7 protein-coding genes are annotated in these 19,421 nt (G+C 62.8%); all 7 read left to right on the top strand.

All coding sequences use genetic code 11. The annotated features are described in order from the left end of the window. The first annotated feature begins 90 nt into the window (after positions 1–90). Complete coding sequence (locus BM321_RS10695; RefSeq protein WP_092442481.1) at positions 91–894, top strand: ABC transporter ATP-binding protein; 804 nt, start codon at positions 91–93, stop codon at positions 892–894. Further along, complete coding sequence (locus BM321_RS10690; RefSeq protein WP_092442480.1) at positions 891–1,874, top strand: FecCD family ABC transporter permease; 984 nt, start codon at positions 891–893, stop codon at positions 1,872–1,874. The genes BM321_RS10695 and BM321_RS10690 overlap by 4 nt, the downstream gene beginning before the upstream one ends. Continuing rightward, complete coding sequence (locus BM321_RS10685; RefSeq protein WP_092202977.1) at positions 1,871–2,920, top strand: FecCD family ABC transporter permease; 1,050 nt, start codon at positions 1,871–1,873, stop codon at positions 2,918–2,920. The genes BM321_RS10690 and BM321_RS10685 overlap by 4 nt, the downstream gene beginning before the upstream one ends. 40 nt (positions 2,921–2,960) lie before the next feature. Beyond that, positions 2,961–3,911: an ABC transporter substrate-binding protein gene (locus tag BM321_RS10680; RefSeq protein WP_256573409.1), complete on the top strand. Its 951-nt coding sequence runs from the start codon at positions 2,961–2,963 to the stop codon at positions 3,909–3,911. 155 nt (positions 3,912–4,066) lie between these two features. Continuing rightward, entirely contained in the window at positions 4,067–5,020 is a 954-nt protein-coding gene (locus BM321_RS10675) for a TauD/TfdA family dioxygenase (RefSeq protein ID WP_371856619.1), read from the top strand. Positions 5,021–5,090: 70 nt separating this feature from the next. After that, on the top strand, positions 5,091–9,908 hold the full coding sequence (locus BM321_RS10670; RefSeq protein ID WP_092442478.1) for a non-ribosomal peptide synthetase: 4,818 nt from the start codon (positions 5,091–5,093) through the stop codon (positions 9,906–9,908). 43 nt (positions 9,909–9,951) lie between these two features. After that, positions 9,952–19,413 carry a non-ribosomal peptide synthetase gene (locus BM321_RS10665; protein ID WP_092442477.1) on the top strand — a complete coding sequence of 3,154 codons (9,462 nt, stop codon included), beginning with the start codon at positions 9,952–9,954 and terminating at the stop codon, positions 19,411–19,413. Positions 19,414–19,421: the final 8 nt, after the last annotated feature.

Below are 19,421 nucleotides of genomic sequence, written 5' to 3'. Positions count from 1 at the left end.
GAGGTCCTGTCGTGTCACAGGACGAAAAATGCCACGGGGCATCCTCGATAACCCATTCGGTCAGGCCTTTTTGGGCATGGAGGGACAATCATGCTGAAAGCCACCGATGTGCGGCTGAGCTATGGCGAACAGCAGATTCTCAATGGTGTCAGCCTGGATATTCCTGAAGGTTGTTTCACCGCGTTGATCGGGGCCAATGGCTGCGGCAAGACCACGTTATTGAACGTGCTGGCACACATGCTGCGACCGAGCGCTGGCAGCGTGCAGCTGTCGGGAAAACCCTTGGGGCAACATTCGCGTCGAGCGCTGGCACAACAAATGGCGTTGTTACCCCAGCGCACCACATCGCCTGCCGGCATGAGTGTGCGAGAGCTGGTGATGCAGGGCCGCTTTCCCTGGCAGAGCTGGTGGCGCCAATGGTCGGAGCAGGATCAACAGGCCATTGACCGCGCCATTGACCTGGCGGGTATCGGTCCTTTGCTGGATCGTTCGTTGGCCACCTTGTCGGGTGGACAGTTGCAGCGCTGCTGGATCGCCATGACCCTGGCCCAGGATACCCCGGTGATCCTACTGGATGAGCCAACGACGTTTCTCGACATTGCCCATCAGATCACGCTGCTTGAATTGCTGGTGGATCTGCGTGACCAAGGCAAAACCATCGTGGCGGTCCTTCACGATCTGAACCAGGCCGCGCGTTACGCCGACCATCTGGTGATGATGCGCGAAGGGCGTTTGCTCGCCCAGGGTGCGCCGGCCGCAGTGTTCACGCGGGAAAATCTCAAGGCAGTGTTCGATCTGGATGCGCACATCATCACCGACCCTTATTCCGGTGATCCGTTGTGCGTGCCCCAGAGCAATCGAAGCCAGCCGCTGGCCGTACGGGAGGCGATGTGAATCACGGTTTGCGCTTGCCGGTCTGGTTGGGTTTGTTGGTGGCGATTGCCCTGACGGCGCTGATTCATCTGGCCGTCGGCGCAAAGGACATACCCTGGCAGGAGGCTTGGCAGGCCTTGGTCGCCTATGCGCCAGGCAATCCCGACCAGAGTGTCATTCGTGGCAGCCGCTTGCCACGCCTGCTGGTCGCGATGCTGGTAGGCGCCAGCCTGGGGCTCGCCGGGGTGATCATGCAGGCGGTGGGCGATAACCCGCTGGCCGATCCGGGCATTCTCGGTATCAACAGCGGTGCGGCATTGTTCGTCGTGTTCGGCTTGCTGGTAGTGCCGGGCAACGATATGTCGATGATTCCCTTGTTCGCGTTCGCGGGCGCATTGGTGGCCTCCATAGGTGTCCTGATGTTGGCGGGGCGGGGGCACAACCCGATTCGACTGACATTGTCCGGGGCGATGATCGCGGCGCTGTTCAGTGCGATCACCTCGATCCTGCTGCTGCTCGATCAGCAAGGGCTCGACAGTCTGCGTCGCTGGCTGACCGGCTCCATCGGCGTGACCGGGGGCTCGATGCAGGCCTGGGTCTGGCCCTACGTCCTGCTGGGCATGTGCCTGTGCCTGGTGAACGTCCGCGCTTTGAATGCCCATCGCCTGGGGCCTCAGGCGGCGGCCGGCATGGGTGTCAACCTGTTGAAGATGCGTGTGCTCGGCCTGGCCTCGGTGGTGCTGCTGTCCGGGGGCGCAGTGGCCTTGGCCGGGCCCATTGGGTTCGTCGGCCTGGTGGTGCCGCATGCGGCGCGGTTATTGTTTGGCGATGACTACCGCCGCCTGTTATTGGCAGCCCCTCTGCTGGGGGCGTTGCTGCTGATTCTGGCGGATATCGCGGCAAGGACCGTGGTGCGCCCATTCGAGCTCAACACCGGCATCGTGACCGCTCTGATCGGCGGCCCCATTTTTGTCGTGCTGGTCTTGAGGAAGGTCCGATGATGCGAGCTGGATTGACCTTGCCCCGGACCTATCCGTTGCTGCCCTGGGTGGCTCGACCAATCGACTTGATCTCGGTGCTGGTGCTGATGGCTGCCGTTATTGCATTAGCCTCGTATGCATTGACCGTCGGCAGTTATTCATTGGACGTTGCCCAGGCATGGCAAGCGTTGCTGGCACCTGAGCAGGTCAGTTCGACGACGCGCAATCTGCTCTGGGAGCTGCGGTTGCCCCGTGTCTTGCTGGCGATCCTGGCTGGCGCCGCCATGTCCCTGGCCGGTCTGTTGATGCAGTCGTTGACTCGTAACCCCCTGGCAGCGCCGGGCCTGGTGGGCGTGGAGTCGGGCGCGAGTGTCACCATGCTGTTGATCATCGTGCTCTGGCCGACGCTGCTTCCCCTGGAGTTCTACCCATTGGCGGCGCTCGCCGGCGGGTTGGCGGTGGCTTTCTTCGTCGCGCTGCTGTCCTGGCGCCAGGGTATCTCGCCGTTGCGCCTGATCCTGGTGGGCGTGGGGCTTACCGCCATGCTCAGCGCGGTGGCCGATCTGCTGATCACGTACGGCAACATCGATCAGGTAGAGTCGGCCCTGATGTGGCTTGGCGGCAGTCTGCATCGGGCCGGCTGGGCCCAGGTCCATAGCCTGGGCGTTTGGCTGGTGCTGGCGGGAGGGCCGTTGCTGTTTTGTCATCGCCAGTTGAACCTGTTGCAGTTGGGCGAAAAAGTCGCCCTCAGCCGTGGTCTGAATGTCACAGGGGTCATGATTTCCTTGCTGCTGTGCAGTGTCATGTTGACGGCGGCCGCGGTGGCCAATGTGGGCACCATGACCTTTGTCGGGCTGGTGGCGCCCCACCTGGCGCGACAAATGGCCGGTGACCGTCACGGCGCGTTGATCCCCTTGTCGGCGTTGGTGGGCGCACTGTTGGTGCTGGCCGGCGACACCCTGGGGAGGGGGCTTTTCCCGCCTTTGCAGTTGCCTGCGGGGCTGGTTGTCGCAATCATCGGCGCGCCTTATCTGATTGTTTTGTTGGCGCGTCAGCGCAGTCGCTGAAAACACGGCGACGTTCATTGAATTGTCTGGAGGTAAACGCGTGCGGGAACGGGTGAAGGTTTTTTTTCGAGGTGTGGCCGGCATGCTGTGCGTGCCGTTGGCATTGCTGGCTGCACAGGCCAGCGCCGCTGAAACCAAAATATTCGAGAACAGTTTTGGTCGAGTCGAGGTTCCCGTAGCCCCGCACTGCATCGTGTCTTTGCATGACTTCAGTCTGACGACCCAATTGCTCGAGCTGGGGGTCAAGCCTTGTGGTTCGACGGGAAGAAAGAAGCTGTTCTCGGATGTGCTGTTTCGCGGAACGCAGGAGCGATTCAATGTGTCGGGTATCCAGTACATCGGCTCGCACCAATCGCCCGACCTGGAGGCTATCGCGGCCTTGAAGCCTGACTTGATCGTGGGATTGTCGTATCACGCCGACATCAAGGAAAAGCTCAGCAAGATCGCCCCGGTCGTGCTGTTGCCTGCCCGGGAAAGCGACATCAAGACCTACGCCAAGGAGCTCGCCGAGCTGGTTGGCAAGCAGCAGCGCTATGAAGAGATGCTCAACGAGTATCAATGGGTCGTCAGTGAGTTCAAGAAGCGTGTGAAAGATCCTTCACGCATTACCGTCACGACGTTGGAAGTCTACAGCGATGGCTTTCAACTGATCGGTCGCGGCGGCATGGACGACGTCATTGCCGATTTTGGCCTGGGGCGTGTCGCCGCGTACCGCGAGGCGCGGCAGAACGTGCCTTACAGCCTGGAACGAATCGGCGACTTCGACAGTGATTTCATTATCGATACCTATGAAGAACTGCTCGACTCGGAGGCCAGCACAGCGGCGTTTCGCCAGTCTCCCCAGTGGCAGAATCTGTTTGCAGTGAAGAACCGCCAGTTCCTGTACCTCAACCGCAGCCGCTATGCCGATACGATGCAAGGTCTGCTGGGTTCTGCCTATTTGCTGATGTCCCATATCGCTGAGCGGGAGAGCGTGCTGCAAGGCAAATGAACGAATCATTTGCGATACAAACGACATTAATGACAATGATTCTCTATTGCGGTTGTTAGTCGTTTGTATTAGTTTGTGCTCTCGAAAAATACGCTGATTGGAATGGCGGGAGGGCTTTTATGGAAAGCGGTTTGGTGCGTGCACAGGTTCAATCCATGGATGATGCACCGGGCAACGAGCAGAACCTGCCGTTCATATTCCAGGCTCCGATTGTCGGCGATGCCTGGCAAGCCAGCCGAGCGCAGATCCTGCAGGCAGTGGAATCAGAGTTGCCTCGTGCCGGTGGTATCTTGTTCCGTGGTTTCGCGTTCAAGGGTGAAGCGGACTTCGAGGCGTTTGCCCGCAGCTTCGGTCATGAGCTGCTGACCTACGACTATGCCTCCACCCCGCGCACCAAGCTCAACAACCGGGTATACACCTCCACCGAGTACCCGGCCCATCAGGTTATCCCCCTGCACAACGAGCAGTCCTATTCGCTGAATTGGCCGATGAAGATCTGGTTTCATTGTGTGCAGGCCTCGCCGGTCGGCGGTGAAACACCCATTGCCGATAGCCGCCTTGTTTACCGACAAATCGACCCCGCTATCCGTCAGCGCTTTGCCGAGAAGCGCCTGATGTATGTGCGCAATTATGGCAATGGCCTGGACTTGCCCTGGCAACAGGCTTTCAGCACCGAGGACCGTTCGCAGGTCGAGCGCTTCTGCCGCGCCAGCAACATCGAATTCCAGTGGAAGGACGACGGTGAGCTTTCCACTCGCCAGGTCTGCCAGGCCGTGGCCCAGCACCCGGTGACCGGGGATTGGGTATGGTTCAATCAAGCGCATCTGTTCCATATCTCCAATCTTGCAGCGCCGGTACGCGAGACCTTGATCTCCATCGTCGGGGAGCAAGGCGTGCCGCGTAACGTGTTTTATGGCGACGGCTCGCCGATTGAACTGCAAGCGCTGGAGCACATCCGCGAAGTGCTCCAGCGCTGTCAGGTGACCTTTCCCTGGCAGGCGGGTGATGTGTTGATGCTCGACAACATGCTGGTCGCTCACGGTCGGTCCACCTTCCAGGGGACGCGCAAGGTCGTGGTCGCCATGGCGGAGCCTGCCTCGGCAAGCTGATCGCCCCCGCCTTTCAAAAAGCCGCCGCAATGGGCGGCCTGTTTCGAACAAGCACAATGAAGGACATCAAATGCTCGATCGCCTGATGCATCGCTGCTGGTTGCGTGGAGTTCGCCTATCGATAGCCGAAGGTGGCGTAATCGTTACCCACGGATCGCCAGGCGCGCTGGATGAGGAGCTCAGTGCCCAGCTCCACGCACGCAACGCCGAAGTGCTGCAATGGTTGCAACGGCACCCTGACTATTTCGACGCCCGGCCACTGACGGATAACGAACAGGCCCTTTGGTTTCTTCAGCGCCTGGAGCCTGACAGCTGCGCCTACAACATTGCCTATGCCGGACGGATCAAGCCACGCTTGGCTCCCCAAGACCTGCCCGAGCGCCTGCAAGACGCCTGGACGACGGTGCAAAGGCGCTATCCGTTGTTGTGCACGCCCTACGCCGAGCGCAACGGTGAATTGCTGCAGTGGGGGCATCGCGAGCATGTCCAGCCGTTGCAGTGTGTGGCATTGCAAGACGCGGATGCGCAGACGTTGCAGCAACGTATCACTGAGTCGGCCGATCGTCCCTTCAGGTTGGAAGACGGCGACGTCAGCCGGGTCGTCCTGTTGAGCAACGCACGTGACGGCCATGTCGAGCACACCGTGCTGCTGGTGATCCATCACATCGCGGCGGATCTGGCCACGTTCTACATCGTGCTCAATGAGCTGTTCGCGCTGATCCACGATCAGCCGTTGCCCGCCGTGAATCCCGACGCCTATCGCGACTACTGCAGTGACTTGCATATTCGTAGCGAAGCGGCCGAGCCGGTAGAACTGGCGTGGTGGCAGGCACAGTTGGCCGAAGCCCCGGCCCTGGAGCTACCCACGGATTTCCCCTATGGCAGCACCCAGGCATTCAAGGGTGGGGAGTTGTCGGTCCGCTTCGACCCGTCCACGACGGCACGGTTTCGCGCCGTCGCCCGGGAATGGGGGGTGACGCCGTATGTGCTGTGGTTCTCGCTGTTCCAGCAATTTCTCGGGGTACTCTCGGGCCAGGACGACTTTGTCCTGGGAACGCCCAGTGGTTGGCGCTTGCGGCGCGAACACGTCAACCTGCCGGGGTACCTGGTCAACCCGCTGCCCATCCGCTGCCGGCTACGTCGGGATCTGTCCAGCGGCGAGTGGGCAAGGCAGGTAGATGCCACCGTCAAGCAGGCCCTGCAACACCGCCATTATCCGTTCTCGCGCCTGGTCAAGCAGTTGGACCTACCGCGGCAAGCGGGCAGGGCGCCGCTGTTCCAGCACATGTTCACGCTGAACAAGGAACGCATTGCGCCGTTCGAGCAATACGTCGACCGCTTGCTCTCGGAGCAGCGAGGCGCGGCCCACGAATTGAACATGGTGATCATCGACGAAGAAGAAGGATTTCTTTGCCGGTGGCGTTACAGCAAGGCGTTGTATCGCCATGAAACGATCGAACGCTATCGGGACCAGTTCGTCGCCCTGGCCCTTGCGGCGATTGAGCAGCCCCAGGTGCCGTTTGCCGAACTCGATTGGTTGGCGCCCGAGCAGCAGTCCTTCCTGAAAGGGGAGGATGTGCCGGTTGCCGTGAGCAACGCCTGGCAGGCGTTCACTCAACAGTGTGGGCTCAAGCCCCAGTCGATTGCCCTTCAGGATGAGCAGGGTTCGCTCAGCTATGCCGAACTGGGACGTGCAGTGGTCGCCCGTGGCGAACGTTTGCAGGAGAGCTCGAGCCTTGCCGGCGAGCGCATCGCCTTGTGCCTGCCGCGCAGTCGTGAGCTGGTGATGCACATGCTCGCCACGTGGCAGTGTGGCGCGACCTACCTGGCGCTGGATCCGCAGTGGCCGTCGTCACGTTTGCAGGACATCTGTCAGGACGCCATGCCCAAGGTATGGATCAGTGAGGGCGAGCGTCCCGAATGGCTGCCCGAGCAGGTCCGGTGGTTGGCGTTGCCGCCTGCACCCTTGTTCAGCGAATCACCTTTGCGCGCGCCCCTGGCGGCCGATCTTGCGGCTTACGTGGTGTACACCTCAGGCTCCAGTGGCCGGCCCAAGGGCGTGAAAGTCAGCCAGGGCAACCTGATTCATTACGTGACCGGCTGCCTTGAACGCCTGGACCTGCCGGCCGATGCGAGCCTGGCCAGCCTGGCCAGTTGTGCGACGGACCTGGGGCATACCGCCCTGTTTGGCGCACTGCTGAGCGGCCGCTGTCTGCGCCTGCTGGCCGAGGACTTGGCCTTCGATGCCGAAGAACTGGCTGCCGTACTGGCGCGCCAACCCGTTGATCTGCTGAAAATCGTGCCGTCGCACCTCAACGCCTTGTTGATCGCCAAGGACCCGCAGCGGTTGTTGCCACGGCGATGCCTGGTCGTCGGTGGCGAAGCCCTGAGTCACGACCTGGTGACACGCTTGCGCGCATTGAAAGCCGATTTGCGCATCGTCAACCACTATGGCCCCAGCGAAACCACTGTCGGGGTGTTGACCCATGAGGTCGATGCCAGTGGCGCAGCACCGTTGGGACGGCCACTGGCCAATGTCCAGGTCAGCGTGCGCGGCCCTGACGGTGCCCTGTTGCCAACAGGCGTCAGCGGCGAACTGTACATCCAGGGGGCGACGGTGGCGCTGGGTTATCTCAGTGCCAGCGACGCCGACCACGCACGCTTTGGTGAGCACGGTTATCGCAGCGGTGACCGGGTACGGCTCAATCACCAGGGACAGATGGAGTTTCTCGGTCGCCTCGATGAGCAGGTCAAGATCAGGGGCTATCGGGTGGAACCCGCCGAGGTCGCGGCACAATTGCGCGCCATGCCGCAGGTCAACGACGTCAGGGTGCTGAACTGCCCCGCACCGTTGTCGGGCAATCGGCTGGTCGCCTTCCTGGTTGCGTCGCCGGCCGCGCTGGCCGATATCCAGGCCGCCTTGCAACTGCAATTGCCGGATTACATGCAACCGGCGCAATGGCATTGTCTCGACGCCTTTGCCTTGTTGCCCAACGGCAAGGTCGATCGTCAGGCGTTGTTGCGCCTGGCTGAGCACGCGACGGCGCCATCCCATGGGGCAGGGCAGTCGAACGAGCAGCCCTTGAGCGCCGTGGAAGCCGCGTTGCTGGACATCTGGCGGACGATGCTTGGCAACCCCGAGGTGGGGCCCGATGACAACTTCTTCGCCTTGGGCGGCGATTCCATTCTCGGCCTGCAAATCATCGCCCTGGCGCGTCAGCAACAGATTCTGATGACACCCAAGCAACTGTTCGCCGAGCAAAATGTGCGGGCCTTGGCCCGTGTGGTGCAGACCCCACAGCGCAGCGTCGAACGGCGCCTGCTCGACATCGCCCGGGAGATTCTCAATAACCCGGACCTGCGAGTCGATGACAATTTCTTCGCGGTCGGCGGCGACTCGATTCTGAGTTTGCAGATCATCGCACGGGCCAAACAGCAGGGCCTGCAGCTCAAGCCCAAACAGATCTTCGAATCTCCCACCGTGCGTGGTTGGGCCGAGCAGGCGGTGGACCTTGGCGCGGCGAATGAGCGGCCCGCCAGCGACGCGCCCGAGCCCACCACGGCGTTTGCCTTGACGCCCATCCAGGATTGGTTTTTTGCCCAACGACAGAACCTGGCCGAACACTGGAACCAGTCATTGTTACTGGCCCTGGACGAGCCACTGGATCAGGAACGGTTTACCCAGGCCCTGGCCGTGTTGCTGGAACGTCATGCCAGCCTGCGCCTGACCTTTGAAGCGTCCTCGCAAGGTTGGCAGCAACGCTATCAAGGCTTTTCCCAGGACCAGGTCAACGCGCTGTTCCGGGTGGAGGAAGCCCCCTTGACCGAAACCCTGTTGCAACGTTCGCAGCAAGGCTGGAACCTGGCCCAGGCACCCTTGATCCGCTGGGTGTATTTCACTCAAAGCCGGGAGTTGCTCTGCACGGCCCATCACCTGTTGGTCGATGCGGTGTCCTGGCAGGTTCTGCTGCACGAGCTGGAAAGCCTGTATGTGCAACCGGACGTGGTGTTGCCCGCCGTCACGGCAGGTTTCCATGTGTGGAGCGAGGCTTTGCAGCGCCACCGTGGTGAACCTGAGGTGCTGGCCCAGGTGGATTACTGGCGCGACCAACTGGCCGCTGAGGGCAGCGTGCCTGAACAGGTCAGTGTGTACGGTGAGAGCCGGACGCTGGAGGCGCAACTGTCGGTCGAGCAGACCCAGTTGTTGTTGGGCGATTGCCACGCGGCCTACGGCACTCAAGTCCAGGACCTGTTGGTGGCAGCCCTGGCCGGGACCATTGGACAGTGGCAGGTACGCGAACGCGTCACCCTGGAACTGGAAAGCCACGGTCGCAGCGGCTGGGAGCAAGGTCCCGATCTGTCCCGTTCGATCGGTTGGCACACCAGCCGCTATCCGTTGGCCATCGACACCTCATGGGACCCTGAGCACTCGATCATCGCGGCCAAGGAGGCCCTGCGCCGCCTACCTGAACAAGGCCTGGGTTATGGACTGCTGCGCCTCGACCCGGCCAACGGCCTGGGAGCGGCCTCGCTGTTGACCTTCAACTACCTGGGGCGCGTTGACCAGTGGCTCGAAGCCTCCAGCCTGTGGCGATTGGCCCGGCCGATCTGCCCAGGCATGCGCGCTGACAGCACCCGCCGCACGCACCTGCTGGATGTCACCGCGCTGGTGAACGAAGGGCGGCTGCACATCGAATGGCGCTATGACCCGCAGATCCACGAGCCCGCGTTGGTCGGCGAATTGGCCCGGCAGTTCCAGCAGCGCATCGCTGCCTTGCTGGAGCACTGCCTGGCGCCCACGGTGGGTCGCGCCACGGCTTCGGACTTCGCTGACTCCGGCTTGTCCGACGATGAATTCCTGGGGCTGCTCGAACAACTCGAGCAGTGATTAACCCTGCGTCCCCATACATACAGGTTCGGATACCGTCAGCATGAACGACAAGGTCAAAGCACTTTCGCGCAACATCGAAGCGATTTATCCGCTGGCTCCCATGCAGCAGGGACTGCTGTTCCACAGCCTGCTGCACCCGGGCAAGGGTATGTACCTGTTGCAATACCGTCATGTCATGGTCATGCCGAACCTCGATCTGGCGGCTTTCCGTCAGGCCTGGGCGCAGGTGGTGGAGCGCCATGAGCTGCTGCGCACCTCCTTTGTCTGGAAGCAGCAGAAGCGCCCGATGCAGGTCGTGCACAAACAGGTCGAACTGCCGATTACCTATGAAGACTGGTCGCATCTAGGCGAAGGCGAGCAACAGGAACGCCTGGAGGCCTTGCTCAGTGAAGAACGGGCCCAAGGACTGGATTTCACCAAGGCGCCCCTGATGCGGGTCAGGCTGTACAAGCTGGCGCCCGACACTTACCAGTTCGTGCGCAGCTATCACCACATCCTGATGGACGCCTGGTGCTTCTCGATCATCATGATGGACTTCCTCAACGGCTACCGGGCCGCTCAGGAAGGTCGCCGCCTGAACCTGCCGGCGCCGCGCCCGTACCGCGATTTCATTCGCTGGTTGGAAACCCAGAAGCCGGAGGACCATCAGGCGTTCTGGCAACAGCGCCTGGCGGGGTTCGACACCCCCAACGAGTTTGGCTTCGGTCATGTCGGCCGGATCCAGGGGGCTGCGGAGCCCGTTGAAGACTGTGTCGAACATCTGGAGCTTGAGCAGACCCGGGCACTGCAAAACGCGGCAGCCCAACACGGCATCACCTTGAACACCCTGGTGCAAGGGGCCTGGGCCTTGCTGCTGGCGCGTTACAGCGGCGATCGCGACCTGGTGTTCGGTATTACGGTGGCCGGTCGGCCGGTTCACCTGCAAGGCATGGAAAACATCGTCGGTCTGTTCATCAACAGCCTGCCGCTGCGTTGGACCTGGCGCCCGGATGACGCGCTGGCCCCATGGCTGAAGGCCTTGCAGACCGAGAACCTGAGCCTGCGCGAACACGAAAGTGTGTCCCTGGCCGACATCCAGCGCTGGAGCGAAGTGCAGCGCCAGGACCTGTTCCAGAGTTTGTTCGTGTTCGAGAACGCGCCCATTGCCGCCGACTTGCGTCAAGGGCAACTGGACTACCTGATCAGCGACATGGCCAACCGCACCCACACCAACTATCCCATCACGGTGGTGATCGTTCCGGGTGAACGCCTGCATTTGCAATTGACCTACCAGACCGACTGGTTCCTGCGCGAAGAAATCGAGCAGATGTTGCGCCACTTCCGCACGTTGCTGCTGAACATCGGCGCCGCCCTGCACAGCAATCCAGAGACACCGTTGCACCACTTGGCGATGCTCGACGAGCGTGAAATCGCGCACCAGCATCAGGTCTGGGCCGGTGGCGGCCTGGCAGCCGACGAACAGCTGCTGCAACCCTTGTACATCGAGCGATTGCAGCAACAGGTTCGCCAGACGCCCGAGCGCATCGCCATGGTGCACGGCGAGAACAGCCTGACCTTCGATCAGTTGAACCGCGCCGCCAACCGTCTGGCCCGGCATCTGCGCGCCCAAGGTGTCAGCGCCGACGACTTGATCGCGGTGTTCGACGAGCGTGGCCTGGACCTGGTCGTGATGATCGTCGCCACCCTCAAGGCCGGTGCCGGTTGGCTACCCCTTGACCCGCGCAACCCGCCTCAGCGGCTGGCCCAGGTCCTGCGCCAGAGCCGAACGCCGTTGCTGGTGCACAGTGCGGGGCAGGGTGAGTTGGCGATGGAGGCGGTGGACCTGCTCGAACAGCGTCCCAAGTCCGTACGCTATGATCCTGCGGTATTGAGCCGTTATAGCGATGAAGACCTGAACCTCCCGGTTCACGACCGTTCGTTGGCCTATTGCATCTTCACCTCCGGTTCCACCGGCACCCCCAAGGGGGCCATGGTGGCGCACGCCGGCATGCTCAACAACATCCTTGGCAAACTGCCGGGGCTGGGGCTCGATGCGACCGATGTCATTGCCCAGACCGCGCCGCAATGCTTCGACATTTCCGTCTGGCAGACCCTTGCCGGTCTGGTGCTGGGGGCACGCACCGTGATTCTCGGCGATTGCATCGTGCAGGATCCCGATGCGCTGGCGTCGGCCATTGAACGGCACGGCATCAGTATCCTCGAAGCCGTGCCATCGTTGATGCAGAGCCTGCTCGACGCAGGGCTCGAGCGTTCGCGCCTGCGCTGGGTGCTGGCCACCGGCGAGGCTCTGCCACCGGCCTTGGCGCGTCGCTGGTTCGACCGCTATCCCGCCATCCCGTTGATGAACGCCTACGGGCCAGCGGAATGCTCCGATGATGTCGCCTTCCATCCATTGCTCGAACGGTTGCCGGAACAGCGCATCAACGTGCCCATCGGTCGCGCCACGCTGAACAACCGCTTGTACCTGCTCGATGCCGACCTGCAACCCATACCGGCCGGCGCGGTGGGGGAGATTTTCGTTGCCGGCGTCGGCGTCGGCCGCGGCTACATGGCAGACCCGGCGCGCACGGCGGCGGTGTTCCTGCCGGACCCGATCGCCAACGATGGTTCCCGTCTCTATCGCACGGGAGACCTGGCGCGCTTCCTGCCCAATGGCGACCTTGAATACGTGGGCCGGACCGACCATCAGGTCAAGATCCGTGGACACCGCATCGAACTGGACGAAATCGAAGCCTGCCTGAGCCGTTACCCCGGCGTCCGGGAAGCGGTGGTCGTCGCCCGTGATGATCAGCAACGTTCCAAGGTGCTGGTGGCGTATGTGGTGGGGGATTCACAAGCGAGCATCGAGGCCTTGCGCGAGCATGTCCTGGGCAACCTTCCGCCCTACATGACGCCGGGGGCATTTGTGTTCCTGGAGCGTTTTCCCCTCAATGGCAACGGCAAGATCGATCGCAAATCCTTGCCCGCACCGGATTTCGCCGCCCAGAGCCAGGCCCGCTACGTTGCGCCGAGCAGCGAGTTGCAAGGCCGGATGGTCGAGGCGTGGCAAAGCGTGCTGGGGCTCGGCCAGGTCGGGGTCGAAGACAACTTTTTCGAGCTGGGCGGTCACTCGCTGCTGGCCACGCAACTGATTGGCCTGATCGGCAAGCTCACGGGCAAGGATGTGCCGCTGCGCGTGGTGTTCGAGCGCCCGACCATCGCCGCCATGGCCGATTGGCTGGAAAACCAGGCCGGCACCGTGAAGGCAGCGCCAACGCTGTTACCGCGTCCTGAGACGCTGCCGCTGTCGTTTGCCCAGCAACGGCTTTGGTTCCTGCAACAACTGGATCCCCACAGCCCCGCCTATAACCTGGCGGGCGCCGTTCGCTTGACCGGCCAGTTGCACATCGCCGACCTGCAGGCCGCGTTGCAGGCTGTGGTCGATCAGCATGAAGTGTTGCGCACCGGTTTCATCAACGAAGCTCAAGGGCCGAGCCAGATGATCCTGGCCCGCACCGAGCTCGATTTGCCGTTGATCGACGTGCCGAGCGAAGAGGTACTGCACGATTTGCTGCGGCAGGATGCAATGACACCGTTCGTGCTGGAAACGGCTCCGTTGCTGCGCGCCAGACTCTATCGCCTGGCACCGGATGCTTTTGTCCTGTCGTTGAACTGCCATCACATCGTGGCCGATGGCTGGTCGTTGCAGCTGATCATCGATGCGGTGTGCAAGCAGTACCGCGACCTGCGGCAAGGGCGGTCGACAGCGCTGCCGGCCCCGTCGATGCAGTACGCCGACTACGCGCTCTGGCAACACCAATGGATGAACAGCAAGGCGTGCGAGCAGGAACTGGCCTTCTGGCGCGAGCAGTTGGCTGGCGAGTTGCCGGTGCTGGAGCTGGCGGCCGATTTCCCTCGTCCTGCCCAGGCGAGCCAGGCCGGTGGGCGTGTTGAACGGCGCCTGCCCGACGCCTTGGCGGCACGCTTGCGCGCCTTCAGTGCTCGTCACGGCTGGAGCAACTTCATCCCGATGCTGGCCGCGTTCCAGCTGCTGTTGCGCAGCCGCGGCGGCGCAGACGACATTCTGGTCGGCGTTCCCGTGGCCAACCGGCACCATGGGGTACTGCAGCCCCTGGTCGGTTGCTTCGTCAACACGCTGGTGTATCGCAAGAAGCTGTCGGGTGAACGCAGCCTGCTGCAACTGATGAGCGAACTGCAAGCGTTGTCCGTGTCGGTTCAATCCCATCAGGATTTGCCGTTCGACTACTTGATCGAGCAGCTCGGCGTGGTTCGGCAGGTGAGCTACAACCCGCTGTTCCAGGCCATGTTCAACTACTTCCCGGGCAATGCCCTGGAGCGTTTCGAACTGACCGATGTGATCGCCGAGCCGTTGGACAACCGTCCGGACAGCGCCTTGTGTGACCTGCATCTGGACGTGCGTGACAGCGAACACGGCATCAGCCTGAGCCTTCAATACAGCAGCGACCTGTTCCGCGAACAGACCGCCCAAGCGATGGCCGAGCAGTATCTGGCCTTGCTCGATGCGCTGCTGGAGCAGCCGGGGCGAGCCTTGGGTGAGCTGGCGTGGCAATCGAGCGAAACCTCCCCGGCCCGCATCGAGGGCCCTGGCGTCACGGGCCATCAGGATATTCTCCAGGCCTTTGCGCTCCAGGTAGCCCGTCAACCCGAAGCGCTGGCCGTGCTGGCTGGTGATGAGCGCCTGAGCTACGCCCAGTTGGACCGGGCTGCCGAACAACTGGCGGCAACCTTGCAGGCCCATGGCGTTGGCATCGAAGATCGAGTGGCCCTCAGTCTGCCCCGTGAGGCCCGCTTGCCCATGGCGATGCTGGCGATTCTCAAGGCCGGTGCCGCCTACGTGCCATTGGCCGAAGACACGCCGCCGGAACGTGGCCGTTACATCCTTGAAGCGGCGCGACCCAAGCTGTGCCTGGGAACTGCCGCGAGCCTGGCGGTGTTGGCGCAGTGGAACAGCGGCGTGGCGTTGCTGGACATCGATGCCGCGAGCGCGACCGATCGCTACAAGGCGCCGGTATCGACGGCGGATCAGCTCGCTTACGTGTTGTATACCTCCGGTTCCACCGGGCAGCCCAAGGGTGTGGCGATCAGCCGTGGCAACCTGATGAATCTGATGCTCGCGGTGGAGCAGGCCCTGCCAATGACGGCCCGGGACCGGGTCCTGGCCTTGACCACCGCGACCTTCGATATTGCCATTGTCGAGTTGCTGCTGCCGTTGGCAAAGGGCGCCAGCATCCTGTTGGCCGATCGTGAGCAGGCGCGTGATCCGCAAGCGATCGATCAACTGCTGATGGCCGGGCAGCCGACGGTCATGCAGGCCACGCCAGCGACCTGGCGGATGCTGGTGGCGCATACCTCGCGCAGTTGGCAAGGCGTGCGGGCCGTTTCCGGCGGAGAGGCCTTGCCATGCGCACTGGCCGAAGCCATGGAGGGCCGGGGCGCCAGGGTCATCAACGGTTACGGGCCGACAGAAGCGACGGTCTACAGCACCTTTGAAGTGCGCAGCGGCGATGAAGGGGGCGTGGAGGTGCCGATCGGGCGTCCGGTGGCCAATACCGCCGCGTATGTCCTCGATGCCGATTTGCAGCCGGTGGCCGCTGGGGTGCCCGGTGAACTGTACCTGGCCGGGGCCAACCTCGGTCGGGGTTACTTCGCCGCGCCACGACTGACCGCGGCGGCTTTCCTGCCGGATCCGTTCGTACCCGGTGCGCGTATGTACCGCACCGGCGACCGGGTCCGCCGCAACAGCCATGGCAGTCTGGACTACCTGGGACGTCTGGACTTCCAGGTCAAGCTGCGCGGTTTCCGGATTGAACTGGGTGAAATCGAAGCGCTGCTGGCCCGTATTCCCGGGGTCCGCGAAGCGGCGGTCGTGCTGCTGGGCAGCGGTGAAACAGCGAGCCTGGTGGGTTACTACGCCGGCGATGCGCTGGATGAAACAGTGCTGCGCAAGGCACTCGGCGCGCAATTGCCGGACTACATGTTGCCGAGCCAGTTCGTTCGCCTGGACACCCTGCCGCTAAGCCCGAGCGGCAAGGTAGACCGCAAGGCATTGCCGGCGCCGCAACAACGCGACGGCCAGCGCGGCACGTTGTCGAGCGAATGGGAGCAGGAAGTGGCCAGACTCTGGGAGGAGCTGCTGGGATGCACCGACATCGGTGCGCACGACAACTTCTTCGCCCTGGGCGGTCATTCGTTGCTGGCGGCGCGTCTGGTGGCACGGATTGCCGAGCAGCATAGCCGGCGCCTGCCCTTGCGCACGCTGTTCGAGCAGCCTGTCCTGCGCGATTTTGCGGCGCAGGTGGCGGCCAAGGACGTTGAAGCCGAGGGCATCCTGCGTCCTTTCCAGGAACCCCTGGCACCGCTGCATTTCACTCAGCAGCGCTTGTGGTTCCTCGATCGCCTGCAGGGGGATACCCAGGCTTATCACTTGTCTCTCGCCTTGCGGCTGGAAGGTCACCTGCAACCGGCGTTGCTGGAGCAGGCGCTGACCCAACTGAGCATCCGCCAGCACAGTCTGCGGACGGTGTTCAGCGACACGGCCGATGGGGCGCGGCAGTCTGTCGAAGCACACTCGACCGTGCCGTTGAGCTTCGAGGCCCTGGAAACAGACGAACATTCGCCCGTCTTCGCGCTGAAACTGAGTCAGGAAGCACAACGTCCCTTTGACCTGACGGCGCCACCGTTGTGGCGGGTTCGTGTGTATCAGGGCCAGAACCTGAGCGTGCTGCAGGTCACCTTGCACCACATCATTGCCGATGCCCGTTCGCTGGAAGTTTTCTTCGACGAACTGCAGCTGATTTACCAGGCCCTGCTGGAAGAGCGCAGCCCTTGCCTGCCGTCACTGCCGCTGCAGTTCTCGGACATCGCAGCCAGTTGGCAAAGCCCGGCCGGGCAGGCGCGTATCGAAGCGCAGCTTGAATACTGGCGGCAGACCCTGGAAGGGGAGCCGCCGGTGCTGAACCTGCCGACTGACAAGCCACGGCCCGCCGAGCAAGGTTACAACGGCCAGCGTCTGCGCTTCAGCCTGCCGGCACCATTGGTCAGGCGTCTGCGCGAAACTGCGCAACACCATGGGCTGACCGCGTTCGCGCCGTTGCTGGCCGCTTGGAAAATCCTCCTGGCCAGGCACTCGGGCCAACGTGAAATCTGGATCGGCCTGCCAGTCGCCCATCGCCACCAGGCCCACACCGATCACCTGATCGGCTACTTCGCGACCACCCAAGTGTTGCGCAGCCACATCGACGCCCAGCAGCCGGTCGAACAGTTCTGGCAGCAGCTGCAAGCCACTCACCTGGCTGCCCAGCAGCATGCGGACGTGCCGTTCGAACGCTTGGTGGAAGCGTTGAATGTGCGCCGCGACCTCAGCCACACCCCGCTGTTCCAGGCGTTGTTCAACCTGATCCAGCGCGATACCGCGAAGGGCGAGGACCGTTTCGCCGGCTTGTCGGCGCAGCGGCTGGCTGTGGAAAGCGACAGCGCCCTGGTGGATATCGGCCTGCACATCGAGCAATACGGTGATGACTGGCAATGCGTGCTCGAATACAACACCGACCTGTTCCTGGCCCGGACGGCCCAACGCTATGCAGACGGATACCTGTACCTGCTCGAAGGCATGCTGGAAAATGCCCAGGCGCGCCTCTGGGACATCGACCTGGCCAATACCGATCATGCCCTGGCCCTGCGCCCCTGGAACCAGACGGCCGAGACCTTGCCCCGCGAAGCGGACCTGATTGCCCGTTTCGAACGTCAAGTGGCGCTGACGCCCCAGGCGTTGGCGCTCGACTGTCAGGATCAGCAACTGAGCTATGCCCAGCTCAACGCCCTCACTAATCGCCTGGCCCATTGGTTGCGCACACGCGGCGTCGGCACGGATGACCTGGTTGCGGTGTGCCTGACGCGCGGCCCTTGGTTGCTGCCAACCCTGCTGGCCATTCACAAAGCCGGTGCGGCGTACCTGCCGCTGGACCCACAGCACCCGGCGGATCGCCTGCGCTTCATCATCGAGCATGCACGTCCGGCCCTGGTGCTCAGCGAAAGCCTGTGTGGCGATGTGTTGGGCAGCGTCGACACTATCTGGCTCGATCAGTTGTCGCTGGAGGCGTGCAGTTCTGACAACCCGGTGCAGGCGGTCCACCCCGCGCAACGCGCCTATGTGATCTACACCTCGGGCTCGACCGGCACCCCGAAAGGCGTGCAGGTCACACGGGAGAACCTGAGCAACCTGTTGGCCGGTCTCGATCGGCAATTACCCCTTGGCACCGCGGATGTCTGGCTGGCCAGCACCACCTACGCGTTCGATATGTGCAAGCCGGAGCTGTTCCTGCCGCTGGTCAATGGCGCGGCCATACTGTTGGCTCGTCGCGAGCAGGTCGTCGATGGTTACCAACTGTTTGCCTTGCTGCGCCGCGCGACCGTGTTCCAGGCGACTCCCGCCGGCTGGCAGATCCTGTTGGAAACCGCCCAGGCCGACTGGCCGCCGGTGCGCGGGCTGATCGGTGGTGAGGCGGTTCCCGCTGAGCTGGTGACCGAGCTGCGCAGTCGGGGCGTGGTGTTGATCAACGCCTATGGCCCGACCGAAACCACCGTCTGGTCGACCACCCAGGCGCTGCAAGAGGTGCCGTCCGGTGTGGCCGACATTGGCTCGCCACTGCTCAATACCCGCTGCTATGTGCTCGATGAAAGGCTGCGTCCGGTTCCGCTGGGCACCACCGGCGAACTGTATATCGCCGGCGCCGGGGTGACCCGTGGTTATCAGCATGCCGCCGCGACCACGGCAGCGGTCTACCTGCCCGACCCCTATGCCAGCGAGCCTGGCAGCCGCATGTATCGCACTGGCGACCTGGTACGCCGGCGCGATGACGGTCGACTGGCCTATGTCGGTCGCAGCGATTTCCAGGTCAAGGTGCGCGGGTTCCGCATCGAGCCCGGCGAGATCGAATCGTTGTTGCGTCGTTACCCGGGGGTGGAGGAGGCGGTGGTGATGATCGAGCCGCGCAGCCAAAGCCTGTTCGCCTGGCTGCAAGCACCGAGCGCCGTTGACCAGGCAGAACTGCGTCGGTACCTGGAAGGCCTGTTGCCAGGCTATATGATTCCGGCGGGTTTCATCACGCAGCAGCGCCTGGCCCTCAATGCCAACGGCAAGATCGACCGCAAGGCTTTGCCAGCGCCGCAGCCAGTCACGGTACAGGGGGTGGCGCCGCGCACCGAGCTGGAGCAGCAACTGGCCGAAATCTGGCAGGACCTGCTCGAATTGCCGCAAGTGGGGGTGTTCAACAGCTTCTTCGAACTGGGCGGGCATTCGTTGTTGGCGATGCGCTTGATGACCCAGGTCGAGAGTCGTTTCGGGATCAGGATCGAGCTGCGCAGCCTGTTCCACAACCCGACGATTGCCGATCTCGCCGAGCAGATCGAGAAACCCCAAGGGCCCACGACCGACCAGGCCCTGGACGAAATGCAGCGCCTGTTATCAGAGATGGAAGAGTAAGGATGAGT

This window comes from Pseudomonas sp. NFIX10 (assembly GCF_900111955.1).
Classification (GTDB): Bacteria; Pseudomonadota; Gammaproteobacteria; order Pseudomonadales; family Pseudomonadaceae; genus Aquipseudomonas; species Aquipseudomonas fluorescens_AA.
This window is presented reverse-complemented; position numbering and strand designations above follow the sequence as displayed.

Bases quoted from the DNA above. Each gene is read 5' to 3' on its own strand.
- BM321_RS10675 (WP_371856619.1), top strand. From the start codon at position 4,067: ATGGATGATGCACCGGGCAACGAGCAGAACCTGCCGTTCATATTCCAG.
- BM321_RS10670 (WP_092442478.1), top strand. From the start codon at position 5,091: ATGCTCGATCGCCTGATGCATCGCTGCTGGTTGCGTGGAGTTCGCCTA.
- BM321_RS10665 (WP_092442477.1), top strand. From the start codon at position 9,952: ATGAACGACAAGGTCAAAGCACTTTCGCGCAACATCGAAGCGATTTAT.
- BM321_RS10685 (WP_092202977.1), top strand. From the start codon at position 1,871: ATGATGCGAGCTGGATTGACCTTGCCCCGGACCTATCCGTTGCTGCCC.
- BM321_RS10695 (WP_092442481.1), top strand. From the start codon at position 91: ATGCTGAAAGCCACCGATGTGCGGCTGAGCTATGGCGAACAGCAGATT.